This window comes from Mycobacterium sp. IEC1808 (assembly GCF_002101935.1).
In the GTDB taxonomy this organism is placed as follows: Bacteria; Actinomycetota; Actinomycetes; order Mycobacteriales; family Mycobacteriaceae; genus Mycobacterium.
Window position 1 is genome coordinate 1 of record NZ_LQPV01000062.1, and the last position, 23,996, is coordinate 23,996.

Sequence of the window (23,996 nt, forward strand, 5' to 3'; positions counted from 1 at the left end):
GAACAGCACCGCGCTGCCGCCCCCGCCACCGGGCCCGGGGTTGCCGCCGTTGACACCGCTAGCGGCGGCCCCGCCGAGCCCGCCGTTTCCGCCGTTGCCATGGAGCAGGCCGCCGCTGCCCCCGTGACCGCCGTTGGCGCCGGCCCCGCCGCCACCGCCGCCTCCCCCGTTGCCGAGCAGCCCGGCGTCGCCGCCGTTGCCGCCGGCCACGCCGTTGGCCATCTGAGTGAACCCGGTTCCGCCGTTGCCCCACAGCAGCCCCCCGGCACCGCCGTTGGGGTTCGTCGCCGTGCCGTTGGCGCCGTCGCCGATCAGCGGCCGCCCCAGCAGCGCCTCGGTGGGGGTGTTCACCAGGCCCAGCAACTCTTGCTCCACGCCCTGCAGCGGGTTGGCGTTGGCGGCCTCCGCGCCCGCGTACGCGGCCGCGCCGGCCTGCACCGCCTGCGCGAACTGCTGATGGAATGCCGCCGCCTGCGTGCCGAGGGTTTGGTAGGCCCGGCCGTGGGCGCCGAACACGTCGGCGATGGCCGCCGACACGTCGTCGGCGCCCGCCGGCAGCAGCTCGGTGGTCGCGGCCGCGACCACGCGGTTGACCTCACCCAACGAGTAACCGATGCCGGCCAAATCCGTTGCCGCAGCCTCCAATCCGTTGGGCAGGGCCACCAAGAACGACATCGCCACCTCCGAATCGCCGGTCGGGAGGGAAGCATCTCATGTTTGCTGCCGCCCGCGCCGCGATATGGCCGACACCGGCCGGCCGCGGCGGCTGCCCGGCCGCGCCTCCTCCCGATGGCGCCGATACCCGGGGTACCGGTTAGCCTCGACACCGAGCCGACACGAGGAGGGTGCTCATGCAGGGATTCGCGGGAAAGGTCGCCGTGGTCACGGGTGCCGGTTCGGGTATCGGTCAGGCGTTGGCGATCGAGCTGGCCCGCTCGGGCGCCAAGGTGGCCATCAGCGACGTCGACACCGAGGGCCTGGCCCACACCGAGGAACGGCTGAAGGCCATCGGCGCGCCGGTCAAGGCGGACCGGCTCAACGTCACCGAGCGCGAGGCCTTCCTGGCCTACGCCGACGACGTCGCCGAGCACTTCGGCAAGGTCAACCAGATCTACAACAACGCCGGCATCGCCTTCACCGGCGACGTCGAGGTCAGCCAGTTCAAGGACATCGAGCGGGTGATGGACGTCGACTTCTGGGGCGTCGTGAACGGCACCAAGGCGTTTCTTCCGCACCTGATCGCCTCCGGGGACGGCCACGTCGTCAACGTGTCCAGCGTGTTCGGGCTGTTCTCCGTGCCGGGCCAGGCGGCGTACAACGCGGCCAAGTTCGCCGTTCGCGGCTTCACCGAGGCGCTGCGGCAGGAAATGGTGCTGGCCCGCCACCCGGTCGCGGTGACCACCGTGCACCCCGGCGGCATCCAGACCGCGATCGCCCGCAACGCCACCGCCGCCGAGGGACTCGATCCCGAGCAGCTGGCCAAGCTGTTCGACAAGCGGCTCGCCCGGACCAGCCCGGAACGCGCCGCCAAGGTCATCCTGGACGCGGTGCGCAAGAAGAAGGCCCGGGTGCTGGTCGGCACGGACGCCAAGCTGTTGGACGTGATGGTGCGGGTGGCGGGCCCGTATTACCAGCAGCTGTTCGGCCCGGTGATGGGCCGCTTGATGCCCAAGCCATAACGGCCGCGCCGAGACTGCGCTCAGCGCGCCCGATCGTGGCGAAAGCACGCTCTCAGCGCAGACTCGACGGCCAGATCCTTAGCGCCCCAACGGGTGTTCGGCCAGCCAACCGCCCGCGACTGCCTGCGGGTCGGCGCCGCCGGCCACCTGCCGGCGCATGTCGGCCAGCGCCGCGGTGTCCAGCACGCCGGCCACCTCGTTGATCGCCAGCAACTGCCGATCTTTCAGCGCGTTTCGCCGATACAAGGGCACCACGTTCTCGGCCTGGATCAGCGCGGGTTTGCCGTCGGCCAGCGCGACCAGGTCGCCCGGGCTGTTGGGGTCGGCGGTGGTGGTCCATCCCGCCGACGGCTGCCCGGCCCGCACCGCCGCGAAAAGCGCGTCTTCCGAAGGGAATTCGCGCGGCGCGGGCAGCCGGCAGGATCCCACGGCCGCGGGTGCGTGAAATCCGGTGACGGCCCCGATCGCCAGCCCGTCGCAGTGCGCCTGCAGCGTGCTCAGGTCCGCGGTGAGGTCGTGCCCGCCCCAGGCCTTCGCGGTGGCCCGGGTGACCAGCAGCACGGGCTTGTCCTCGGCGGCGGTGGCGTAGTCACCGGCGAGGACGCCCTCGGGCAGCGCCGCGATCATCGCCCGGTAGACCTGGGCGTCGGACATCGCCATCGCGCCGGGCTGCAGGAGCCGCAACGTCTGTCCGGTGAACGCGGGCACGACGGTGAACGCGCCCGAGTCCAGCTTCGCCATCGGGTCGGGGGCGGTTTCCGGCCGGGCCGCGAAACCGTAGGACCGCAGCGCCGCCGTGTAGAGGGCGGCCAGCAGCGTCGACTCGGGGTCGGGCCGCGACCCGACCACCAATTCCGTTGCGGGACGGCCATGGCCGCAGCCCGCCACCGCAAGCAGCGCGGCCAGCAGCAGCGCAGCCAGCCTGGTCACACGGAGGAGTCGGAAGCGATCGCGACGGCGGCGGCGACGGCTTCCCCGACGCGGGAGTCCAGCGGGCTCGGGACGATCCGGTCGATCGCGAGGTCGTCGCTGACGACGGAGAAGATCGCCTCGGCGGCGGCCACCATCATCTTCTCGGTGATGCGGCGGGCCCCGGCGTCCAGCGCGCCGCGGAAAACCCCCGGGAACGCCAGCACGTTGTTGATCTGGTTGGGAAAGTCGCTGCGGCCGGTCGCCACCACCGCCGCGTACCTGGCGGCGACGTGGGGGTGGATTTCCGGGTCCGGGTTGGACAGCGCGAACACGATCCCGCCCGGCGCCATGGTCGCGACCAACTCCTCGGGGACCACTCCCCCCGACAGGCCGAGGAACACGTCCGCGCCTTCGAGCGCCTCGACGAGGCCACCGGACAGGCCGTCGGGATTGGTCCGCCGGGCGAGTTCGACCTTGACGCCGTTCATATCGTCGCGCCCGCCGTGCAGGATGCCGCGCGAGTCGAGCACCGTGATGTCCGAAACACCCATCGTCAGAAGGAGATTCGTGCACGCCACCCCGGCGGCGCCGGCACCCGAGACCACCACGCGCAGCGAGGACATGTCGCGGCCGAGCAGCTTGCTGGCGCCCATCAGCGCGGCCAGCACCACGATCGCCGTGCCGTGCTGGTCGTCGTGCATCACCGGACAGTCCAGCGCCTCGATGACCCGCCGTTCGATCTCGAAGCAGCGCGGGGCGGAGATGTCCTCGAGGTTGACGGCGCCGAACGTGGGGCGCAGCCGCACCAGCGTCTCGACGATCTCGTCGGGGTCCTTGGTGTCCAGCACGATCGGAATCGCGTTCAGCCCGCCGTACGCCTGGAACAGGGCGCACTTGCCCTCCATCACCGGCAGCGACGCCGCGGGGCCGATGTCGCCGAGGCCGAGCACCGCGCTGCCGTCGCTGACGACGGCCACCAGCCGGTTCGACCAGGTGTACCGCGCGGCCAGGGTGCGGTCCGCGGCGATCGCCCGGCTGACCTGCGCCACGCCCGGGGTGTAGGCGATCGACAACGCGCGCTGGGTGTCCAGCGGCGCGCTCAGGGCCACCGAAAGCTTCCCACCTACGTGCGCATCGAAGATCTCGTCGTCTCCGATGGCCAGCTGCGGCGACGCGGTGTGTGGCATCGCATCAGGGTAAGGGCTACCCATTAGTAGGCCTAATTTCCGTCTGAGATCAGATGAGGCCGAGCTCCGTGACCGCGTTGCGCTCGTCGGCCAGCTCCGCGGTCGACTTGTCGATCCGGCCGCGGGAGAACTCGTCGATCTCCAGGCCCTGCACGATCGACCAGTTGCCGTCCTTCGTGGTCACCGGGAACGAGGAGATCAGGCCCTCGGGCACGCCGTAGGAACCGTCGGAGACGACCGCCATGGAAAGCCAGTCGCCCGCGGGGCTGCCGAGAAGCCAGTCACGGGCGGCGTCGATGGTCGCCGACGCGGCCGACGCGGCCGACGAGGCGCCGCGCGCGTCGATGATCGCGGCGCCGCGCTTGGCGACGGTCGGGATGAAGTCGTTCTCGATCCACCCCTGGTCGCCGACGACCTCGGCCGCGTTCTTGCCGCCGACCTCGGCGTGGAAGATGTCGGGGTACTGGGTGGCCGAGTGGTTGCCCCAGATCGTCATCTTCTTGATGTCGGTGACGGCGGCGCCGGTCTTCTTCGCCAGCTGCGATATCGCCCGGTTGTGGTCGAGGCGGGTGAGCGCGGAGAACCGCTCCCGCGGGATGTCGGGCGCGTTGGTCATCGCGATGAGCGCGTTGGTGTTGGCCGGGTTGCCCGTCACGCCGACGCGCACGTCGTCCGCGGCGACGGAGTTGAGGGCCTTGCCCTGCGCGGTGAAGATCGCGCCGTTGGCCTCCAGCAGGTCGCCGCGCTCCATGCCCGGGCCGCGCGGACGCGCACCGACGAGCAGGGCGAGGTTCACGCCGTCGAAGATCTTGTTCGGGTCCGCGCCGATTTCCACGCCCGACAGCAGCGGGAAGGCGCAGTCGTCGAGTTCCATCACGACGCCCTCGAGCGCCTTGAGCGCCGGCTCGATCTCGAGCAGCCGCAGCTCGATCGGGCGGTCGGCGCCCAGCAGCGCCCCGCTGGCCAGGCGGAACAACAGGCTGTAGCCGATCTGGCCGGCGGCGCCGGTGACGGCGACCTTGACAGGACTTGCGCTCACGTCGATTTACTCCTCAGGACACGGTTGCGGTCGACGTCGAAACTAGCGCACCGCCGTCGGCGCGAAATCTCCGGTCCAGGGCGCGCGCGGAGTCTTCACATCGCGTTTCAGCAGGACGCGTAGCATTGACCACCGCTTTCCCGACCTGCGCCGCGATCGGAGGTGACGGTGTTTCCCGGACCTGACGCGTTGCCCGAAGTGCTGCGACCACTCGTGCCCGAGCCCCGCGAGCAACGCACCCAGCCTGTCGAGCAGGCACCCGTCGAGAGCCTGGTCGACTGCGCCGTCTACGTCGACGGCCATCGGCTCCCGGGGAAGTTCAGCTATTCGGCGGCGCTCACCCGGGTGCGCCAGACCCAAGTGTTCGGGCAGCAGGCGTTCGTCTGGGTCGGGTTGCGGGAGCCGAGCCTGGCCGAAATGCAGGAGGTCGCGGACGTCTTCGGGCTACATCCCCTGGTCGTGGAGGACGCCGTGTGCGCGCACCAGCGGCCCAAGCTGGAGCGATACGACGAGACATTGTTCCTCGTCCTGAAGACCGTCAACTACGTCCCGCACGAATCGGTGGCGGCGGCCCGCCAGATCGTCGAAACCGGCGAGGTGATGGTGTTCGTCGGCAAGGATTTCGTGGTCACCGTCCGCCACGGCGAGCACGGCGGTCTGTCCGAGGTGCGCAAGCAGATGGAGGCCGACCCCGAGCAGATGCGCCTGGGGCCGTATTCGGTGATGCACGCCATCGCCCATGAAGTGGTGAACCACTATCTCGAGGTGAGCCACCTGATCGAATCCGACATCGACAGCATCGAAGAGGTGGCGTTTGCGCCCGGCCGCAAGATCGACGTCGAACCGATCTACCTGCTCAAGCGCGAGGTCGTCGAGCTACGCCGGTCGGTCAACCCGCTATCGGGCGCGTTCCATCGCATCCAGGTGGAAAACAAGGACTTGATCTCCAAGGAGGTGCGGCGCTACCTGCGCGACCTCGCCGATCACCACTCCGAGGCCGCAGAGCACATCGCCAGCTACGACGACATGCTCAACTCGCTGATCCAGGCCGCCCTGGCCCGGGTCGGCATGCAGCAGAACAACGACATGCGCAAGATGGCGGCCTGGGCCGGTATCTTGGCCGTGCCCACCATGGTCGCCGCCATCTACGGGATGAACTTCCATTTCATGCCCGAGCTGAACTGGACGTGGGGCTATCCCGGCATCATGGCGTTCATGGCGATGTTCTGCCTGGTCCTGTACTTCCAATTCCGCCGCAACAACTGGCTTTAATGCGGGTTTCAGTGTGCGCCCAGGGCTTTGCGTGTGCATCCAGGGCGGGATTTCTCGATTTTCCCGCCGCTGATACCCACTCAAAGCCGCCACTGCACACTCAACTGGGTTGCGCCGCAGGGCGTTTCGGGTCCAGCACGTCGACGCCGTCGTTGCGCCAGGCTTGCCGCATCGCCTCGGCACCCTTGAGCCGCACCCAGGCCGCCTCCGTCGCGGTGATGGGGGTCACCGACAGGAACTTCACCGCCTCACGCGGCGGGTCGAGCGGTAGATCCGGGATGTCGGTGTCGCCCAGCAGCACCGCGGTGAACGGCACCCAGCCCGACGGCCACGCCCACAGCGGCGAGCCGAGGTCGACGAGGGCGTCGGCGACCAGCACCACGCCCTCGACGGCCGGCGTCGCCGCCAACACGGCCAGGCTGCGCGCGATGCCGGTGGCCGGCCCGGGATCCCGCAGCCGCAACACGATTTCGGCGCGCGGGCCGCGCAACGGGTCGGCCAGCACCTCGGTCGGATCGGTCATCGGGTGCCGCGAGCAACCCAGCGACACGTAATGCACCAATCCCCCGCCGCGAAATCGCAGCACCTCAATGGGCTCGGTGCCCAGGAACGTGACGCTGGCCGAGTCAGGCTCGGCGCCGGCGAAGTGGTCGCGCAGGTGCGCGCGCACCAATTCCAGGGTCACGGGGCGACGGGCAGTGTCAGGTTCACCCCGGAGTCGGCGTCGAAGACGGCGACCTTCGTCGTGTCGAGGGCCAACTCGATCGACTGCCCGATGGTCGCCTTCGACTCCGCGGGAACCCTTGCCACGAACTGGTTTTCGTGCACCTCGCCCTGCGCTTCCAGCTCGTCGAGCTGGGCGGCGTGCACGGCCGGGCCCGCGGTGGTGAAGTACACATACTTGTCGGCACCCAGCGATTCGACCATGTCGACCTTCACCTCGAAGGTCAGCGCCCTGATCCGCTGATAGCCGTCGATCAGCGCGGCGTCGGCCAGGTGCTCCGGGCGCACGCCGACGATGACGTTCGCCGGCTTGTCGTGCGCCGAGATCTCGCGCTGCACCTCCGGGTCCAGCATCACCTCGCCGAACGAGAGGGTCAGCCCGTTCGGCGTCAGCTCTGCGGGGAAGAAGTTCATCGCCGGCGAGCCGATGAACCCCGCGACGAACAGATTCGCGGGACGCTCGTACAGCTCGTCAGGAGTGCCGATCTGCTGCGCCACACCGCCGTGCATCACCACCACGCGGTCCCCCAGCGTCATGGCCTCGGTCTGATCGTGGGTGACATAGACGGTGGTGGTGCCCAATCTGCGCTGCAGCCGCGCGATCTCGCCGCGCATCTGCACCCGCAGCTTGGCATCCAGGTTGGACAGCGGCTCGTCCATCAGGAACGCCTTGGGATGGCGCACGATCGCCCGGCCCATCGCGACCCGCTGGCGCTGGCCACCGGAAAGCTGGGACGGCTTGCGGTCCAGAAGCTCGGTCAGGTCAAGGGTTTTCGCGGTCTCTTCCACCTTCCGCGCGATTTCTGCCTTCTTCATCTTCGCCAGGGTCAGCGGAAACGCGATGTTCTGGCGCACGGTCATGTGTGGGTAGAGCGCATAGGACTGGAACACCATCGCGATGTCGCGGTCCTTGGGCGCCTTCTCGTTCATCCGCTGGCCGTCGATGCGCAGCTCGCCCGACGAGATGTCCTCAAGCCCGGCGATCATGTTCAGCGTCGTGGTCTTGCCGCAGCCGGAAGGCCCGACCAGGATCAGGAATTCACCGTCGGCGATGGTGATGTTCAGGTCCTTCACCGCCGTGGCGCCGTCGGCGTAGCTCTTGTTGACGTTCTCCAACACGATCTCGGCCATCGCGCTATCCCTTCACAGCGCCAGAGGTCAACCCGGCGACAATCCGTCGTTGGAAAATTAGAACAAAAACGATGATCGGGACGGTAATCACGACGGCACCGGCCGCGATCGACCCCGTGGGTTCCTCGAACTGCGAACTGCCGGAAAAGTTCGCGATCGCCACCGGCGCGGTGATGGCCGCCTTGGTGGCGGTCAGCGACAACGCCAGCAGCAGGTCGTTCCAGGCGAAGATGAAGACCAGGATCGCCGAGGTCACCAGGCCGGGCGCCGCCAGCGGCACGATCACCCGGCGGAAGGCCTGACCCGGCGTGGCGCCGTCCATCTTGGCCGCCTTCTCCAGGTCCCACGGAATCTCGCGGAAGAACGCCGACAGCGTGTAAATGGCAAGGGGCAGAGCGAAAGTGATGTACGGCAGGATCAGGCCCGGCCACGTGTCGAACAGGCCGAGCGCGCGTTCGATGTTGAACAGCGGGGTGACCAGCGAGATGGCCGGGAACATGGTGATCAGCAACGTGGCGCCGATCAGCGCCCGCTTGCCGGGAAAGTCCAACCGGGCGATCGCGTAGGCCGCCATGGCACCCAGCGCCACCGCGATCGCCGTGGTGATCAAGCCGATGCCGATCGAGTTGATCAATGCCGAGCTGAAGAACTCGCCCCGGAAGATGCCGCGGTAGTTCTCCAGGGTCACCGAGGACGGAATCAGCTTGCCGTCCTTGACCGTTGACGACGGCTTGAGCGACAGCGACAGAATCCACAGCACCGGGACGATCGCGTACACCACCACCAGCGTGTCGATCACGGCCCAGACGGCCAAGCGCCCGACGGGTTTAGCGGCCATCGCCCGCACCACCGGGCGCTGATGCGCCGAACGCCTTGATGTACACCAGCGCGATGATGCCCACACAACAGAAGATCAGCACGCTGATCGCCGAGCCCAGGCCCACGTTGAAGCCCTTGAACAGGTTGTCGTAGCCCAGGATTGACACCGAGTCGGTGTTGTTGGCGCCGTCGGTCAGCACGTAGATGTTGTCGAAGATGCGGAACGCGTCCAGGGTCCGGAACAGCAGCGCGACCACGACCGCCGGCTTGATGATCGGCAGGATGATCCGGGTCAGCCGCCGCCACGCGCCGGCCCCGTCGACCTGCGCGGCCTTCAGCAGGTCCTCGGGCACCAGCGCCAGCCCGGCCAGCAGCAGCAGCGACATGAACGGCGTGGTCTTCCAGACCTCGGCCAGCACGACGATGCCAAGCGACGGAATCTGTTGCGTCAGTGGGGCGCTCCCGTGCGGTAACAGGTTGGCCAGGTAGCCGGTCCCGGGCGTCCACGCGTAGTACCAGCTGTACGACGCGACGACGGTCACGATGCCGTAGGGGATCAGCACCGCGGTGCGCACCAGGCCCTTGCCGACGAGCGTGCGGTGCATCACCAGGGCCAGCGTCAGGCCCACCACGAACTCGATCGTCACCGAGACCGCCGTGATTCCCAGCGTCACCAAAAGCGCTGTCCACCAGTACCGGTCGGTCAGGATCGTCTGGTAGTTGCCCAGCCCGACGAAGGCGGTGTCACCCGGCGTGGCAAGGTTGTTGCGCTGCAGGCTGAGCCAGACCGCGTAGCCGATCGGGTAAGCCGTCACCGCGAGCATCAGGGTCGCGGCGGGTGCGACCAATGTGAACGCCAGTCGCCGCTCGGCGCGGCTCACGGCAGCAGCCCCTTGCCGTCGATCGCCTTCTGCGCCTGCGCGGTGAGCTCGTCGGCCGTGCGCTCCGGGTCGATCCGGGTGATCGGGCTCAGCGCCGCCGACAGCCGCAGCGACAGCGCCTGGTACACCGGCGTCGCCGGGCGCACGGCCGCGTCGGTGAGCTGCTGGCGGATCACCGTGTGCATCGGATACTTCGCCTGGAATTGCGGATCGGAATACAGCGAAGTGCGCACCGCGGGCAAGCCGCCGGCGATCGACACGTACTTCTGGCTCTGCAGGCTGCGCAGGCAGCGCACCGCCTCGAACGCCTCCGCGCGGTGGCGGGTGGTGCTGGCCACCGCCAGGTTCAGCCCGCCGATGGTCACCTTGGCCGGGCGGTCCGGCGCCACCCGCGGGTAGGGCGCGAACCCGAAGACCCTCTGGCTTGCCTCGTAAGCGATGCGGAATTGCTCGTCGGTGGGCACGAAGGTGCCGACGTCGTTGATGCTGCCGGCCAGCGCCGGATCGCGGTTCAGCGGCAGGAACGGCACGCCGCCCTTGACGGCGTTCTCCAGCAGGGAGGCCAGCACGTAGGGCCAGTTGACCTCGAGCGCGGCCCTGCCCTGTTCCACCGCCAGCCGCGCGGTGCCCTCGTCGGTCCGGCTGAACGACGGGTCGGCCCCGGGCGCGGTGGCCACCGACTTGAGGACCCGCAGGGCGTCGACGGTGGCGGTCCGGTGCGCCGGCGTGTCGGTCAGCGTGACGCGACGGCCGTCGTCGGAGAGCACCTGCCCGCCCGCGCTCACCAGCAGCGTGTTGAACCACACCACCAGGCCCTCGCCCTCGTTGGCCTGCGCGGCGATCCAGGAAGGCTGGCCCGCGTCGTGCAGCCGGGTGGCCTCGGCCACCATGCGGTCCCAGGTCGACGGCGGCTGGCTCACCAAATCCGGCCGATACCAAAGCAATTGGGTGTTGGTGGTCACGGGTGCGCCGTACAGCCGCTGCTTCCACCGCGCCGTCGCCAGCGGGCCCGGCAGGGTATCGACGGTGGCGTCGGACTCGGCCTGTCCGGCGGGATCGTCGGACAGCGGCAGCGCCCAGCCCGCCTCGGCGAATTCCGCGGTCCACACCACGTCCAGCGCCATCACGTCCAGGCCGCGGTCGTGGGCGCTCAGCCGGCGGGCCAGCTGCACCCGCTGCTCCCCGGGGCCGCGGGGCAGGCTGACGTGCCGGACCGTGAACCCCAGTTGCCGGGTGCATTCCTGCGCGACCGCGGTGAAGGTGGCCGCGTCGGTCGCCGGCGTGTAGAAGCTGACCGTCATCCCCGAGCCGGCCGCCGCGCAGCCGGACAGCAGCGCCGACGCGACGGTGAGCGTCGCCAGGCCACGACGACCCATCAGATCGCCAGGCGCGCCAGCAGATCCCGTGCCTTCTCCGCGTTTTGCGGATCGCAGAGCACGTCGTAGCGTCCGGCCACCAATTGCAGAGTGGAGCTGAAATCCCTTGTGCCACGGGCCATTGCGTAGGGCACGGCGGAGGTGATCAGGCCGAAGAACACCCCGGCGACCAGGCCGGTGACCAGCGCGGCCCACGGATTGGGGCTGAAGAAGCCGAGCACCAGGCCGATGAACAGGCCCAGCCAGGCCCCGCTGATCACCCCGCCGCCCAGCACCTTGGGCCACGACAGCCGGCCGGTGACGCGCTCGACCTGCATGAGGTCGACGCCGACGATGGTCACCTGCTGCACCGGAAACTGTTGGTCGGACAGGTAGTCGACCGCGCGCTGCGCCTCGGCGTAGGTGGGATAGGAGCCGACGGGCCAGCCCTTGGGCGGTGTCGGCAGCGAGGGCACGCCGCGCCGGCCGGCCGCCGCGCCCGTGGGCGTGGCGCCGGGAACCTGTCCGGGCTGGAAAGGACTACTCATCGCCGCTCATTCTCCTCCGCCTCGGCCATCCTCTCATCCCGAACCCGTTTTGCTAGGTTGAGCACCATGTCAGCCCCCGGCGACCCCGGCGATGGCGCCAAACCGCCGCAAGGCGGCGGCCGGGATGATTGGACGCCGCCCTGGGATCCGCCCGCGCTCGAGTATCCGGCATATTCGCCCCCGGGCTACCCGCCGGGCTATCCCGCCGACTACCCACCGCCGATGCCGCCGCCCGAGTACGGGCCGCCCCCGGGGTACGGCCCACCGCCCGGCTATGGACCCACCCCCTATCCCGCCGGATATCCCGGCTACGGGCCGCCGTCCTATCCCGGCGGCTACTTCGCGACGCCGGACTACCGGGTCCAGGCGGGGACCAACGGCATGGCGATCGCGTCGCTCATCTCGTCGTTCTCCGGCTTTCTGTGCTGTGCGATCGGCTCGATCGTGGCCATCGTGCTGGGCGTCATCGCGCTGAACCAGATCAAGCGAACCCGCCAGGAGGGCTACGGTTTGGCCGTCACGGGAATCGTGGTCGGCGCGGGCACCCTGGTGGTCTTTTTGGTCATCGCGATGTTCAGCATCCGTTCCCATTAGGGCAACTCGCCGCACCGGGGCGTCGCAGCCTGCCATCCGGGCGACGGCTGAATAGGCTCTCTGGCATGGGACCGGTCAACAGGGTGTACGTCGCGCGGCTCCCGCGAATGCTGGTGTTGGGTCCGCTCGGCGAAAACTTCGGCCGCGTGCGCGACGTCGTGATCAGCATCAGCATCGTCCGCCAGCAGCCCCGCGTCCTGGGGCTGGTGGTCGATTTGGCAACGCGCCGCAGCATTTTCATCCCGATGCTGCGGGTCGCCGGGATCGAGCCCGACGCGGTGACGCTCAACACCGGCAGCGTGTCGTTGCGCCACTTCGAGCAGCGGCCGGGCGAGGTGCTGGCGATGGGCCAGGTGCTCGACACCGTCGTCAAGGTCAACGATCCCGAACTGCCGGAGCTGGCCGGTCTCGACGTCGTCATCACCGACCTTGGCATCGAGCAGATCCGGACGCGCGACTGGCTGGTCACCCGGGTCGCCGTGCGCACCCAGCGACGGCTGCGACGGCGCGGCCCCGTGCACGTCGTGGACTGGCAGAACGTCCAGGGCCTGACCCCGTCGGCGCTGGCGTTGCCCGGCCAGGGGGTGGCACAGCTGCTGGACCAGTTCGAGGGGCGCAAGGCGGTCGACGTGGCCGACGCGATCCGCGGGCTGCCGCCCAAGCGGCGCTACGAGGTGCTCAAGGCGCTCGATGACGACCGGCTGGCCGACGTCCTGCAGGAGCTGCCCGAGTTGGACCAGGCCGACGTGCTCTCGCAGCTCGGCACCGACCGATCGGCCGACGTGCTCGAGGAGATGGACCCCGACGACGCCGCCGACCTGCTCGGCGTGCTGAACCCGACAGACGCCGAAATGCTGCTGACCCGGATGGACCCCGACGAGTCGGAACCGGTGCGCCGGCTGCTGACCCACTCCCCCGACACGGCGGGCGGCCTGATGACCTCGGACCCGGTGGTGCTCACCCCGGACACGTCGGTCGCCGAGGCGCTGGCCCGGGTCCGCGACCCCGACCTCACCGCGGCGCTGTCGTCCATGGTGTTCGTGGCGCGCCCGCCGACGGCCACCCCCACGGGGCGCTACCTGGGCTGCATCCCGTTGCAGCGGCTGCTGCGCGAGGCGCCGGCGGAACTGGTCGGCGGGATCGTCGACAGCGACCTGCTGACCCTGACCCCGGAGACCCCGCTCGGCGCGGTCACCCGCTACCTTGCCGCCTACAACCTGGTGTGCGGTCCGGTGCTCGACGACCAGAACCACCTGTTGGGCGCGGTGACCGTGGACGACCTGCTCGACCACCTGCTGCCGCACGACTGGCGCGTGGATGTGCAGCAGCTGGACACCACTGGCCGCATCGAACAACGACTGGGAGGGGCGTCCGGGTGAGCAGATCCACCGCAACGCGCCGGCTTTACACTCCCCGGACGTCGCGCCGGTATTCGCCCCGCGTCGACCCCGAGGCCGTCGGGCAGATCACCGAGTCCATCGCACGGTTCTTCGGCACCGGCCGCTACCTGCTGATCCAGACGATCATCGTGCTGGCTTGGATCGCGCTGAACGTGTCCGCGGCCGAGCTGCGCTGGGATCCCTACCCGTTCATCCTGCTCAACCTGGCCTTCTCCACGCAGGCCGCCTACGCGGCGCCGCTGATCCTGCTGGCCCAGAACCGGCAGGAGAACCGGGACCGCGTCGCGCTCGAAGAGGATCGGCGCCGCGCCGCCCAAACCAAGGCCGACACCGAGTACTTGGCCCGCGAACTGGCCTCGTTGCGGCTGGCGGTGGGCGAGGTCGTGACCCGTGAGTACCTGCGCGACGAGCTGGAGGACCTGCGTTCTATGCTGGCCCGGTTGCAGCCGGAAGGTGCGGACGGGGAGGCCGCGAGGGCGGGTGACGACTGGGAGCGAACGGCTAAGAAATCCCGGTAATTATCAAATCCACCATTGCGCCACTCCCGTCACGGGGGTTATGTATTGTGATCTGGTTCACGAAGCTCAGCAGGTAGTTTCCCGACCTTAGGACCGTCGAGTGCGCATTGGGGCACGCTGGGGTAAACGCCCCGACGCCGCGGCCGAGCGGCAACGCGCACGCCTGACAAAATCGCCGGTTTTCGGGGTCGCCGTCATCACTCCCCTGGTCTTCGCCGGAGCGGTCGGCGGCGCGGCTCCCACTTTCCCCGGGCATGCCCCACCGGTGCACAGCCAGGTCATGCCGGTGCGCGACGCCGCGATCTTCCCGGTGGCCGCGGTTTCGCCGAGCGCGCCCGACACCACCGGGCCGGTGGTCTTCGCGATCGACCGGGCACCGACGGCGTTCCACATCGCCGAGGCCGCCCCGTCCGCGCCGCCTCCCCCGATGATCGTGAGTGCGCCTGGCGCCCTTGGCATTCCGTCGGTCGCGCTCGCCGCGTACCGCAGCGCCGAACAGAAGATGGCCGTCGCCGCCCCGAACTGCGGCGTCAGCTGGAACCTGCTCGCCGGCATCGGCCGCATCGAATCGGGCCACGCGAGTGGCGGCGCCGTCGACGCGCGCGGCACCGCCGTCGTCCCGATCTATGGCCCCGCGCTGGACGGCACGCTGCCCGGCAACGAGGTCATCCTGCAGAGCACCGCCGGCAACCGCCCCACCTACGCCCGCGCGATGGGGCCGATGCAGTTCCTGCCGGGCACCTGGGCGCGCTATGCCGTCGACGGCAAGGGCGACGGAACGGCCGACCCGCAGAACTTGTTCGACTCCACCCTGGCGGCCGCCCGCTACCTGTGCAGCGGCGGGCTCAACCTGCGCGACCCGTCGCAGGTGATGTCGGCGATCCTGCGCTACAACAACTCGATGGCCTACGCGCAGAACGTGTTGGGCTGGGCCGCGGCCTACGCCACCGGCGTGGTTCCCGTCGACCTGCCGCCGATGACCGGGCCGCCGCCGCCGCTCGGCAACGCACACGACGATCATCCGGAGGGGCTCGGCCCCAACCTGCCGATGAACGTCATCGGCCTGCCGTCGGACGACTTCTTCGCGCGGACACCGCTGATCGACCTGAGCGGAACGCCGTCCACCGGCCAGCAGCCGATGTACCCGTGGATGCAACCCACGCCGCAGCAGTCGCCGACGCAACTGCCCGGCTGCACCGTGATCTGCATCGGTCCGCAGAACCCGCCGCCGCCAGCCTTCGGGCAGCCGGCGTTCGGTCCGCCGCCCGCCAACCCCGTTCCGCCGGCCCCGGTGGGCCCCGCCGCGGGGCCGCAGGCGTCGGGATCGCCCAGGCCCGGCCCGGCCGGCTAAAGGGACCCGCCGCGCACGCCTAGACTCGGCGGTGATGACCACCGATCTAGCTGCCGCTATCCGCACCGCCCTGGGGAAGGTGATCGACCCCGAATTGCGCCGTCCCATCACCGAACTCGGGATGGTCAAGAGCGTCGACGTCGACGCCGACGGCGCCGTGCACGTCGCGATCTACCTGACCACCGCCGCCTGCCCCAAGAAGACGGAAATCACCGAGCGGGTCGCCGGCGCGGTCGCCGACGTGCCCGGCACCGGCGCCGTCAAGGTCAGCCTGGACGTGATGAACGACGAGCAGCGCACCGAGCTGCGCAAGCAGTTGCGCGGGGACGCCCGTGAGCCGGTCATCCCCTTCGCCCAGCCCAGCTCCCTGACCCGGGTCTATGCCGTCGCGTCCGGCAAGGGCGGCGTCGGGAAGTCCACGGTCACGGTCAACCTGGCGGCGGCGATGGCCGCCCGCGGGCTGTCGGTCGGCGTGCTGGACGCCGACATCCACGGCCACTCCATCCCACGGATGATGGGCACCACCGACCGGCCCACCCAGGTCGAGTCGATGATCCTGCCGCCCATCGCCCACGAGGTGAAGGTCATCTCGATCGCCCAGTTCACCCAGGGCAACACCCCGGTGGTGTGGCGCGGGCCGATGCTGCACCGCGCGCTGCAGCAGTTCCTGGCCGACGTGTACTGGGGCGACCTGGACGTCCTGCTGCTCGACCTGCCGCCCGGCACCGGCGACGTCGCGATTTCGGTGGCCCAGCTGATCCCCAACGCCGAGATCCTGGTCGTGACGACCCCGCAGCTTGCGGCGGCCGAGGTCGCCGAGCGGGCCGGCAGCATCGCGCTGCAAACCCGGCAGCGCATCGTCGGCGTCGTGGAGAACATGTCCGGGCTGACGCTGCCCGACGGCACCACCATGCACGTGTTCGGCGAGGGCGGCGGGCGGCAGGTCGCCGAGCGGTTGTCCCGCGCCGTCGGCGCCGACGTGCCGCTGCTGGGTCAGATTCCGTTGGACCCATCCCTGGTCGCCGCGGGTGATTCCGGCGTCCCGGTCGTGCTGAGCGCGCCGGACTCCCCGGTCGGCAAGGAACTGCGCGGCGTGGCCGACACCCTGTCGGCGCGAAAGCGTGGGCTGGCGGGCGTGTCGCTGGGCCTGGACCCGACGCGCCGTTAGCTCACCCACCCGCGAGCGACCTTGTTTGCACGGCGACACGCCATAAACGGCGTACATCTGCGGTCGCCCGCGACCAGAGATCAGGTCGCGTCGGTGTCGAATGGGGCCGGGCCGGACGCGCGCGGCTCGGTGACCGGCTGGGGCGGCTCCGCCGGCTGCACCGGTTTAGGCGCCCCATTCACGGGCCCCTCGAAATTCCCGGTCAGGAACGAGTCGTCGCCGTCCAGCAGGTGCTTGGTCAGCGCGGCGCGCGGCGTCATGCCGCGCAGCTTCTGCAGCTCGGACAGCGGGGCGCGCAGGTCGTCGAACTCGGGTCCGATGTCCTCGCGCAGCTGGTTGGTCACGCCGCTGAGGTAGTCGCGGGCCTGCCGCAGCGCGGTGGACGTCCAGCGGATGGCGCCGGGAAGGCGCTCGGGCCCGAGGATCACCAGCCCGACCACGACGAGGACCAGGATGTGCTCCCAGCTGAGGTTGGAGAACATCGAACGCCTAGTCCGGATCCGGTTTCACCGTCAGCGTGACGTGGCGGCCGTCACGGACCACCTCCACCGGGGAGTCCTGGCCGATGGTCAGCTGCCGGACGGCGACGACGAACTCGTCGGCGTCGGCGACCTTCCGGCTGCCGACCTTGACGATCACGTCGTTCTCCAGGATCCCGCCCTTCTGCGCGGGGCTGCCCGCCTTGACGTTGGCGACCTGGGCGCCGGAGGCGATCGCGTTGCTCACCGAGCGGGTGCTGACCCCGAGCGTCGGGTGCACGATCTTGCCGTCCTTGATCAGGGTCTGCGCGACCTGCTTGGCCTCGTTGATCGGGATCGCGAAGCCCAGCCCGCTCGCGCTGTCCGACAGCGACTTGCCCGCGGTGTCGATGCCGATCACCTGGGAGTCCATGTCGATCAGCGGGCCACCGGAGTTGCCGTGGTTGATCGAGGCGTCGGTCTGTAGGGCGTCGATGACGGTGTCGGTGTCCGAGCCCTCCCCGGACAGCGGGACGGGCCGGTGCAGGGCGCTGATGATGCCGTGGGTCACGGTGCTGCGCAGCCCCAGTGGCGCACCGGCGGCGATGACCTCGTCACCGACCCGCACCTTGTCGGAATCGCCGAGCCGGGCCACGGTCAGGTTGTCGACGTTGTCGACCTTGAGCACGGCCAGGTCGGTCTTCGGGTCGCGACCGACCAGGTTGGCGGGCACTTCCTTGCCGTCGTTGAACACCACGGTCGTCTTGAACTGGCTCGGGTTGTTGGCCGCCTCCGAGATCACGTGGTTGTTGGTGACGATGTAGCCGCGGCCGTCGATGACGACGCCGGAGCCCTGCATGCCCTCCTGATCGCTCTTCGACTCGATGGTCACCACCGCATTGGCGGTCGCGGCGGCCACCTTGGCGAACCGGCCGGCCGGCGACTCGCCGTTGCCGGGGGTCGCCAGGCTCACCTTCGAGGTGGTGAACGCCTCGACGACCTCGGCCGTCTTGCGGCCGATCACGCCGCCGATCATGCCGATGACCAAGGCGATCAGCAGCAGGACGGCCAGCGCCAGGTAGGACACTTTGCGCCCGAACAGGACGTCGCGCACGCCGAGCTTGCCGGTGTAGCCGGGCACGCCCTGCGGCGGCGCCGGCGGCACGGCCGGGGTGCCCAGGGCAGCCCCGGCGGCCGGGTCGCGCCAGGGGTCTTCGGCGCCGTCGGGCTCGTCGCCGTCCTTCTCGGCCGTCAGCGCGCCACCATCGATCGGGTGACGCTGCAGCGTGTCCACGGTGCCGACGGGCTTGCTGAAGGCCTCCTCCAGTACCGGGTCGGCCGGTTGGTCGTGGGGCGCGAATTCCCCCTCGTCGCGGTACTTCGGCGGGCGCACGCGCTCGGCCACGAAGGAGCCCTGTTGCCCGGCGGGACGGCTGAACAACTGACGGGATGCGGGGTCGACCGGTGGCCGTGAGATGGGACGCGGCGCCAGGCGGTTCCCGCCCTGGTTTCCGCCGTCAGTACGGTCGTCGGAGGTCACGTTACCCCTTTGGATTCTCTTCTCGAGCGCTCGAGACAAGGCCCGCTTACCGGGCGCTTTGCGCCCCCACCGGCGTTGTCCGTGTCCACCCTAGTATCCACAATGCGCCGTTGGTCGGCACGAACGCGCGTGTGGGGCTACCGGCGCTTACGCTGATCGCGCGCGTCGCGCTCGGACGTGTCGTCCTCCGCGGGGTAGTGCGGTATTTCGGATAGCAGCCCGAGCAGGTTGCTGGGGATGCGAATCGGATGGGAGTCGCGCAGCGCGGCGCGTGCCCGGCTCTGATCCTCGACCTCCGCCGCGCATTCCGGGCACAGCGAGAGATGGTGCGCCGCGCGCAGGTGCGCGTTCATCCGCAGCTCGCCGTCGACGAAAGCCGCGATGGCCTCGATGGACAGGTGCTCCGTGGAACGGAACCGGCGCGGCGCGCCGACCGGTTCGTCGCTTTGGGAGGCGAACTGCGAGGGCAGCCAGGAGAACGCGCGGCGAAACACCTCTCCCCGGTCGGCCATCACCACATCCCTTCGGGGAACTCTAAGATTTCTAAGCCGCGCATAATTCGAATGTAGCGCGGCGCGGCCGCCGATACCCCGTGTACGGCTCGCAAAAATCCCAGGATTCGCGGCCGAGGCGGCCTCGCGACGTCGAGTCGGCGGGTCCGGCGCGTGCCGGCGCCGATTTCTTCATCCATTCGCCATCGTTGTGCGCGGCGCGCGGACCAGCGCCGGGGCTACAGTGAATCCGCATCATGTCCAGGTGTGCGGTTGCAGTGGCCGCTGAAGTCGTGCGGGCCGCCCCGGGCGCTCACTGGTTAGTGTGCGCCGGCGCGACGGCGCCGTTGATGGGGAATTCTCCCCATTTAGGCCGGCATTCGTGGTGGGCGGCACCGTGACTTCGGGCCGCAACGTAAATCGCTTGCTGGAGCGCGAGGCGGTCCTCGCGGAGCTTGATGGTCTGACGCGGGCGGTACGCCGCGGCAGCGGCCGGGTCGTCTTGTTGCGGGGCGAGGCCGGGGTTGGCAAGACTGCGGTGGTCAACGCGTTCACCGCGGGGCTCGATCGGTCGGTGCGGGTGTTGGCGGGCGGGTGCGACCCGCTCAGCGCGCCTCGGCCGTTGGGGCCGCTGCTCGACGCGCTGACCGGGTGGGGTCCCGCGGCGGCCGCGCTGGAGGCGGCAATCGATGCGGGGGACACGGCGGCGTTGTACCGGCGGCTGTTGGCGCTGCTGCGCGACGGGCAGCGCTGGGTGTGGGTGATCGAAGACGCCCATTGGGCCGACGGAGCCACCCTGGATCTGCTGCGGTTTGTCGCGCGGCGCAGCGGCGCGCTGCCGCTGTTGCTGGTCGTGACCTATCGCGACGACGAGGTGGACGCCCGGCACCCGCTGTCGGTGGCGCTCGGGGACGTGGCCACCTGTGCGGCGGTGCGCCGCATCGAATTGAAGCCACTCAGCCGCGACGCCGTGGCGGTGCTGGCCGCCACGAGCGGTATCAACGCCGACCGGTTGCATCAACTCACCCGCGGTAACCCGTTCTTTGTCACGGAGGTGTTGGCCGCCGGCGTCGATGCGCTGGACCGTAATGCCTTGCCGCGCAGCGTTTCCGAGGCGGTGTGGGGCCGGTTGGCGCGCTTGTCGGCGGAGGCCCGCGAAATCGCCCGAGTGGTGGCGGTATGCGGGACCAACGCCGACACGGCCCTGCTGCATCAGCTATGTCCGGCGGCCGGCGCGGGGCTGGCCGAATGCCTGGACGCCGGCATGCTCGTCGCCGAGGGAGACGCGATCGGGTTTCGCCACGAGCTGGCCCGGCGCGCCACACTGGACCGCATCGACGACTACCAGCGCAGAGCGCTGCATACCCGGGCGCTCGCTGCCCTGGCCGAGCCGCCCGTCGATCCGAACACGTTGGCCGCGTTGGCCTTTCACGCCGACGAGGCCGACGATTCCGCGGCTGCCGTCCAGTACGGCGTCGCTGCCGCGCAGCGCGCCGCCGGGCTGGGGGCGCACCGCCAAGCCGCGGAGCTCTACGCCCTGGTCCTGCGCCGCGCCGACGCCTCGCCCGCCGAAGAAAAAGTGGTCTGGCTTGAGCAACACGCGCAGGCCGCCTACCTGGGCGGGTTCGTGCAGCCATCCGTGCGCTCGTATCGGGCGGCGATCGCGCTGCGCCGTCAATTGGAGGATCCCCTGGGCGAGGGCGACGACCTGCGCCGGCTCTCGCACGTGTTGAGCCGCCTCACCGAGGCCAGGAAGGCCGGCCAGGCGTCGTTGCGCCTGCTGGAGCAGTGCGGGCCCACCCCGCAACTGGCTTCGTCGCTGGCTCACATGGCCGAGCTGTCCATGATGGCCGACGACCCGGCCTGCGCCGAGTACGCGGCCCGCGCGAGCGCCTTGGGCAACCAATTGCACCTGCCGGCCGTCGTACTCAAGGCGAACTACTATGCGGCCCTGTTCGGGCTGCTGCGCACGGGCGCGGGGTGGGACGAGCTAGAAGGCGCGTGGCGGGAGGCGATGGACAGCCCGGAGCTTGCGGAGCTCGCCGGGCTGATGGGCATGGGGCTGTGCTGGCAGGCGGCGCTGCACTACGAAGTCGATCGCGCCGAGGGCTACATCGCCGAGACGACGGCGTTTTGCGCCGATCACGATTTGGCCACCTATGAGCCGCTCGCGGTGTCGGCCGCGGCGTTCGTCGCGTTGCACCGCGGGGATTGGGCTCGCGCCGCCGCATATGCCGAGGACGTGCTGTCTCGACCCGCGATGACCCCGCTGCACCGGTTCTTGCCGTTGACCACCCTCGGTCTGATCCACGCGCGACGCGGCCAGGGACCGGTGTCCGCGCTGCTCGACGAGGCCCTGGCCGCCGCCGAACGCGACGATTTTTTCCGCCTGGGACCCGTGTGGCCCGCCCGCGCCGAGGCGGCCTGGCTACGCGGCGACGACGACACCGCCCGCGCCGAGGCGCAAGCGGGGCTGGCGACGGCTCGCGACCACGCCAACCCGTGGCTGGTCGGATCCCTTTGTCGCTGGGTCCGTTTGGCGGGCGGTGAACCCGATGACCGCCGAACGCTGAGCACCCACTTCGAGCTGGAGGCCAGTGGTGACTGGCGCGGCGCCGCGGCCGAATGGACGCGCCGAGGTTGCCCTTACGACGCCGCCGTCGCCCAGCTCGGGGGTGACATCGCCGCGGTGGAATCGGCGCTGGCCACGTTCCGCCGGCTGGGCGCGACGGCCGTGGCGCGGCGCGCCCGCCATCGCCTGACTGAGCTGCGCGGCCGCACGCCACGGACCCGGCGCGCGGACATCCGGGCCGACCCGGACGGGCTCAGCCGCCGCGAACGGGAGGTGCTCACGCTGATCGCCGCCGGCCATAGCGACGCCGACATCGCCACCAAACTCTCGATCAGCCCGAAAACCGTTGGCCACCACGTCGAATCGATCCTGACCAAACTCGGCGTGGAGAACCGCACCCAGGCCGCCGCTCAGGCACGGCAACCCCAAACGATCGACTCCTGATCAGGCCAATTGCGCCTACTCGAAGCGGCAAGCGAATAACAATCGTCGCCGTTTTCCTCGCGCATTTGACGGTCAGTGAAACTCGGTTCCAAGAAATATAGGGAAAATTCCCCATCAACCGCCGCCGCTGGCCAGCGCACACTGGCTAACTAGCGCGGCCCCCGAAGCCCGCGCACTGCCGGCGCCAGCCGACCGCAACGACAGGATCCAACCATGAATCTGAGGCGCTACCTCAAGGCTCAACCCATCGTTCTGAGGTATGGGTTCATGGGGCCGGTCTTACTGATCGGCTACTTCTTCGTGATTCCGCCCATCGCACGGCGGAACGAACCCTGGGTTCTGTACATCGGGCTATTCATCACCTTTGCCGCCGTGGTAGCCACGCCGTTCGTGGCCAACTCCATCGGCAGGCGGGAAGCTGAGCTTGCGGCGCTCGAACAGAGCGGGGTGCTGGCGCTGGCCTGGATCATTGGCCTGACCGAAACGGGGACCCGCATCAACGACCGCCCGGTGATCAAAGTGAACCTGCGCATCGCCGGGCCGGGGTTCGCGTTCGACAGCCAGAAACGGATAGAGGCCGACATTGTGCGACACGGCAATCTCATTCGGGGCAAACTCGTCGTGCTGGTGGACCCAGCCACTCAAAATTACGAAATTGACTGGGGCAGGAGTTCTTTAGTCAACGGTATGGCGCCGGCTCAGTTCACGAGCGTCGAGGACAACAGGACCTATGACCTGACGGGTCAGGCGGGCCCCTTGATGGAGATCCTGCAGATCTACAAGGCCAACAACATTCCGCCGAGTGGAGTGGTCGACATGCGCTCCAACCCGGCGCTGCGCCAGCAAGTCATGGCCGTGGTGCGCCGCGCCGCGGCCCAGCAGACCCCTCCAGCGGCCGCGCCCGCCGCACCCACGGCAGCCCCGCCCGCACCCGCAGCGCATCCGACCGTCTCGCAGCGGCTCCGGAAGCTCGAGACGCTGCGCGCCACCGGGGCGATCTCCGACGTGGAGTACAGCGCGAAGCGCGAGGCAATCATCTCCGAGCTCTGAGAGCCCACCCCTCTTTGATTGGCGAGCCCTTAAGACCGTGGCGACCGCCCGGTGCGCCCTGGCGGTTAGGCCGACTTGACCTGCGCCGCGTCACCGGTTTGCGGGTGTGCGGCGAGGTAGTCGCGCAGCGCCTGGCGACCGCGGTGGATGCGGCTGCGCACAGTGCCCAGCTTGACGCCGAGGGTGGCGCCGATCTCCTCGTAGGACAGACCCTCGATGTCGCACAGCACGACCGCGGCGCGAAATTCCGGCGGCAGCGAGTCCAGCGCGGCCTGCAGGTCCGGCCCGAGTCGCGAGTCGTGATAGATCTGCTCGGGGTTGGGCTCGTCGGCGGGCACCCGGTCGTAGTCCTCGGGCAGCGCCTCCATGCGGATGCGCGCGCGCCGGCGCACCATGTCCAGGAACAGGTTGGTGGTGATGCGGTGCAGCCAGCCCTCGAACGTCCCGGGCTGGTAGTTCTGCACCGAGCGGAAAACCCGGATGAACGTCTCCTGGGTCAGGTCCTCGGCGTCCTGCTGGTTGCCCGAAAGGCGGTAGGCCAGCCGGTACACCCGGTCGGCGTGTTGGCGCACCAGCTCGTCCCACGACGGCATCGTCGCCATGTCCCCCGTCGCGTCGAACACCGCGGTGCCCTGCAACGCGTCCGTCGTTTCCACCCATTCGTCGTCAGGGCAGTCCTGGACGTGAGACATGGTGGTCGGGCTCAAAAGCGCTGTGGTGATTGGATCCTCCAGAGTTGGCCTGCCGTCAAAGTTCGGCAGCTCATCGACCGCGTCAACGCGGAGTTCCCAGCGTGTATTCCCATTCCGGCGATTTGTATTCCCGGCCCCCACCACCCCGCGTTCCATATGCATACCGTCACCC

At 69.5% G+C, this 23,996-nt stretch carries 23 protein-coding genes; 9 read left to right on the forward strand and 14 right to left on the reverse strand.

Features of this window, described 5'->3' with window-relative positions:
- On the reverse strand, positions 1–675 hold a 675-nt coding region (locus AWB92_RS23800; protein ID WP_142282281.1), incomplete at its 3' end, for a PE family protein.
- 176 nt (positions 676–851) lie between these two features.
- Here AWB92_RS23800 and AWB92_RS23805 point away from each other — a divergent pair.
- Positions 852–1,679, forward strand: coding sequence for an SDR family NAD(P)-dependent oxidoreductase (locus AWB92_RS23805; RefSeq protein WP_068184338.1), 828 nt, complete (start codon positions 852–854; stop codon positions 1,677–1,679).
- A gap of 78 nt (positions 1,680–1,757) precedes the next feature.
- On the opposite strand, the gene AWB92_RS23810 is transcribed toward AWB92_RS23805, so the two are convergent.
- The 3 genes from AWB92_RS23810 to AWB92_RS23820 are packed head-to-tail and all read right to left on the reverse strand — an operon-like array spanning position 1,758 to position 4,817.
- Entirely contained in the window at positions 1,758–2,609 is an 852-nt protein-coding gene (locus tag AWB92_RS23810) for a glycine betaine ABC transporter substrate-binding protein (protein WP_085190059.1), read from the reverse strand.
- Entirely contained in the window at positions 2,606–3,778 is a 1,173-nt protein-coding gene (locus AWB92_RS23815) for an NADP-dependent malic enzyme (protein ID WP_142282282.1), read from the reverse strand. Before AWB92_RS23815 ends, AWB92_RS23810 begins: the two co-directional genes overlap by 4 nt.
- Before the next feature lie 49 nt (positions 3,779–3,827).
- Positions 3,828–4,817 (reverse strand): malate dehydrogenase, encoded by a 990-nt coding sequence (locus AWB92_RS23820; RefSeq protein WP_068184328.1) that lies wholly within the window; start codon positions 4,815–4,817, stop codon positions 3,828–3,830.
- A gap of 168 nt (positions 4,818–4,985) precedes the next feature.
- Here AWB92_RS23820 and corA point away from each other — a divergent pair, with 168 nt between their 5' ends.
- The gene (gene corA, locus AWB92_RS23825) at positions 4,986–6,089 is read left to right on the forward strand and encodes a magnesium/cobalt transporter CorA (RefSeq protein WP_085190313.1); all 1,104 of its coding nucleotides are present in this window, start codon (positions 4,986–4,988) and stop codon (positions 6,087–6,089) included.
- 100 nt (positions 6,090–6,189) lie between these two features.
- On the opposite strand, the gene AWB92_RS23830 is transcribed toward corA, so the two are convergent.
- Genes AWB92_RS23830 through AWB92_RS23855 form a run of 6 tightly spaced genes read right to left on the reverse strand, consistent with a single transcriptional unit; the run spans position 6,190 to position 11,546 of the window.
- A complete protein-coding gene (locus AWB92_RS23830; protein ID WP_085190315.1) occupies positions 6,190–6,768 on the reverse strand; it encodes a suppressor of fused domain protein in 579 nt (192 codons plus the stop codon).
- 2 nt (positions 6,769–6,770) lie between these two features.
- Entirely contained in the window at positions 6,771–7,943 is a 1,173-nt protein-coding gene (gene ugpC / locus AWB92_RS23835; protein WP_085190065.1) for a sn-glycerol-3-phosphate ABC transporter ATP-binding protein UgpC, read from the reverse strand.
- Positions 7,944–7,947: 4 nt separating this feature from the next.
- Positions 7,948–8,781: a carbohydrate ABC transporter permease gene (locus AWB92_RS23840; RefSeq protein ID WP_085190317.1), complete on the reverse strand. Its 834-nt coding sequence runs from the start codon at positions 8,779–8,781 to the stop codon at positions 7,948–7,950.
- A complete protein-coding gene (locus AWB92_RS23845; RefSeq protein WP_241523566.1) occupies positions 8,771–9,586 on the reverse strand; it encodes a sugar ABC transporter permease in 816 nt (271 codons plus the stop codon). Before AWB92_RS23845 ends, AWB92_RS23840 begins: the two co-directional genes overlap by 11 nt.
- A 53-nt stretch (positions 9,587–9,639) precedes the next feature.
- Positions 9,640–11,019: an extracellular solute-binding protein gene (locus AWB92_RS23850; protein ID WP_085190069.1), complete on the reverse strand. Its 1,380-nt coding sequence runs from the start codon at positions 11,017–11,019 to the stop codon at positions 9,640–9,642.
- Complete coding sequence (locus AWB92_RS23855) at positions 11,019–11,546, reverse strand: general stress protein (RefSeq protein WP_068184318.1); 528 nt, start codon at positions 11,544–11,546, stop codon at positions 11,019–11,021. The genes AWB92_RS23850 and AWB92_RS23855 overlap by 1 nt, the downstream gene beginning before the upstream one ends.
- A gap of 66 nt (positions 11,547–11,612) precedes the next feature.
- On the opposite strand from AWB92_RS23855, the gene AWB92_RS23860 reads away from it, so the two are divergent.
- The 5 genes from AWB92_RS23860 (at position 11,613) to AWB92_RS23880 (ending at position 16,577) form a co-directional block, all read left to right on the forward strand.
- The gene (locus AWB92_RS23860; protein WP_085190071.1) at positions 11,613–12,140 is read left to right on the forward strand and encodes a DUF4190 domain-containing protein; all 528 of its coding nucleotides are present in this window, start codon (positions 11,613–11,615) and stop codon (positions 12,138–12,140) included.
- Positions 12,141–12,205: 65 nt separating this feature from the next.
- The gene (locus AWB92_RS23865) at positions 12,206–13,519 is read left to right on the forward strand and encodes a CBS domain-containing protein (RefSeq protein ID WP_085190073.1); all 1,314 of its coding nucleotides are present in this window, start codon (positions 12,206–12,208) and stop codon (positions 13,517–13,519) included.
- Positions 13,516–14,058, forward strand: a complete 543-nt coding sequence (locus AWB92_RS23870; RefSeq protein WP_085190075.1) for a DUF1003 domain-containing protein — start codon at positions 13,516–13,518, stop codon at positions 14,056–14,058. Before AWB92_RS23865 ends, AWB92_RS23870 begins: the two co-directional genes overlap by 4 nt.
- 100 nt (positions 14,059–14,158) lie before the next feature.
- Positions 14,159–15,409 (forward strand): lytic murein transglycosylase, encoded by a 1,251-nt coding sequence (locus AWB92_RS23875; protein WP_173817478.1) that lies wholly within the window; start codon positions 14,159–14,161, stop codon positions 15,407–15,409.
- 34 nt (positions 15,410–15,443) lie between these two features.
- Complete coding sequence (locus AWB92_RS23880; protein WP_085190076.1) at positions 15,444–16,577, forward strand: Mrp/NBP35 family ATP-binding protein; 1,134 nt, start codon at positions 15,444–15,446, stop codon at positions 16,575–16,577.
- Between the two features lie 80 nt (positions 16,578–16,657).
- On the opposite strand, the gene tatB is transcribed toward AWB92_RS23880, so the two are convergent.
- The 3 genes from tatB to rseA all read right to left on the reverse strand — a co-directional run bounded on the left by tatB (position 16,658) and on the right by rseA (position 19,087).
- On the reverse strand, positions 16,658–17,059 hold the full coding sequence (gene tatB / locus AWB92_RS23885) for a Sec-independent protein translocase protein TatB (RefSeq protein ID WP_085190078.1): 402 nt from the start codon (positions 17,057–17,059) through the stop codon (positions 16,658–16,660).
- Between the two features lie 7 nt (positions 17,060–17,066).
- Complete coding sequence (locus tag AWB92_RS23890; protein ID WP_085190081.1) at positions 17,067–18,575, reverse strand: trypsin-like peptidase domain-containing protein; 1,509 nt, start codon at positions 18,573–18,575, stop codon at positions 17,067–17,069.
- 137 nt (positions 18,576–18,712) lie between these two features.
- The gene (gene rseA / locus AWB92_RS23895; protein WP_085190321.1) at positions 18,713–19,087 is read right to left on the reverse strand and encodes an anti-sigma E factor RseA; all 375 of its coding nucleotides are present in this window, start codon (positions 19,085–19,087) and stop codon (positions 18,713–18,715) included.
- Positions 19,088–19,490: 403 nt separating this feature from the next.
- On the opposite strand from rseA, the gene AWB92_RS23900 reads away from it, so the two are divergent.
- Positions 19,491–22,082, forward strand: a complete 2,592-nt coding sequence (locus AWB92_RS23900) for a LuxR family transcriptional regulator (RefSeq protein WP_241523563.1) — start codon at positions 19,491–19,493, stop codon at positions 22,080–22,082.
- A 213-nt stretch (positions 22,083–22,295) separates the two neighbouring features.
- The gene (locus tag AWB92_RS23905; protein WP_085190083.1) at positions 22,296–23,132 is read left to right on the forward strand and encodes an SHOCT domain-containing protein; all 837 of its coding nucleotides are present in this window, start codon (positions 22,296–22,298) and stop codon (positions 23,130–23,132) included.
- A gap of 65 nt (positions 23,133–23,197) precedes the next feature.
- Here the strand turns inward: AWB92_RS23905 and sigE are convergent, their stop codons facing one another.
- Positions 23,198–23,980: an RNA polymerase sigma factor SigE gene (gene sigE / locus AWB92_RS23910; protein WP_068189350.1), complete on the reverse strand. Its 783-nt coding sequence runs from the start codon at positions 23,978–23,980 to the stop codon at positions 23,198–23,200.
- Between the last annotated feature and the right edge of the window lie 16 nt (positions 23,981–23,996).

What these genes read in the sequence shown, in the direction of transcription:
- AWB92_RS23805 (WP_068184338.1), top strand. Translation starts at nt 852, where the DNA reads ATGCAGGGATTCGCGGGAAAGGTCGCCGTGGTCACGGGTGCCGGTTCG.
- AWB92_RS23815 (WP_142282282.1), bottom strand. Translation starts at nt 3,778, where the DNA reads ATGCCACACACCGCGTCGCCGCAGCTGGCCATCGGAGACGACGAGATC.
- ugpC (WP_085190065.1), bottom strand. Translation starts at nt 7,943, where the DNA reads ATGGCCGAGATCGTGTTGGAGAACGTCAACAAGAGCTACGCCGACGGC.
- AWB92_RS23840 (WP_085190317.1), bottom strand. Translation starts at nt 8,781, where the DNA reads ATGGCCGCTAAACCCGTCGGGCGCTTGGCCGTCTGGGCCGTGATCGAC.
- AWB92_RS23845 (WP_241523566.1), bottom strand. Translation starts at nt 9,586, where the DNA reads ATGCTCGCGGTGACGGCTTACCCGATCGGCTACGCGGTCTGGCTCAGC.
- AWB92_RS23850 (WP_085190069.1), bottom strand. Translation starts at nt 11,019, where the DNA reads ATGGGTCGTCGTGGCCTGGCGACGCTCACCGTCGCGTCGGCGCTGCTG.
- AWB92_RS23855 (WP_068184318.1), bottom strand. Translation starts at nt 11,546, where the DNA reads ATGAGTAGTCCTTTCCAGCCCGGACAGGTTCCCGGCGCCACGCCCACG.
- AWB92_RS23860 (WP_085190071.1), top strand. Translation starts at nt 11,613, where the DNA reads ATGTCAGCCCCCGGCGACCCCGGCGATGGCGCCAAACCGCCGCAAGGC.
- AWB92_RS23865 (WP_085190073.1), top strand. Translation starts at nt 12,206, where the DNA reads ATGGGACCGGTCAACAGGGTGTACGTCGCGCGGCTCCCGCGAATGCTG.
- AWB92_RS23880 (WP_085190076.1), top strand. Translation starts at nt 15,444, where the DNA reads ATGACCACCGATCTAGCTGCCGCTATCCGCACCGCCCTGGGGAAGGTG.
- tatB (WP_085190078.1), bottom strand. Translation starts at nt 17,059, where the DNA reads ATGTTCTCCAACCTCAGCTGGGAGCACATCCTGGTCCTCGTCGTGGTC.
- rseA (WP_085190321.1), bottom strand. Translation starts at nt 19,087, where the DNA reads ATGGCCGACCGGGGAGAGGTGTTTCGCCGCGCGTTCTCCTGGCTGCCC.
- AWB92_RS23905 (WP_085190083.1), top strand. Translation starts at nt 22,296, where the DNA reads ATGAATCTGAGGCGCTACCTCAAGGCTCAACCCATCGTTCTGAGGTAT.
- sigE (WP_068189350.1), bottom strand. Translation starts at nt 23,980, where the DNA reads ATGGAACGCGGGGTGGTGGGGGCCGGGAATACAAATCGCCGGAATGGG.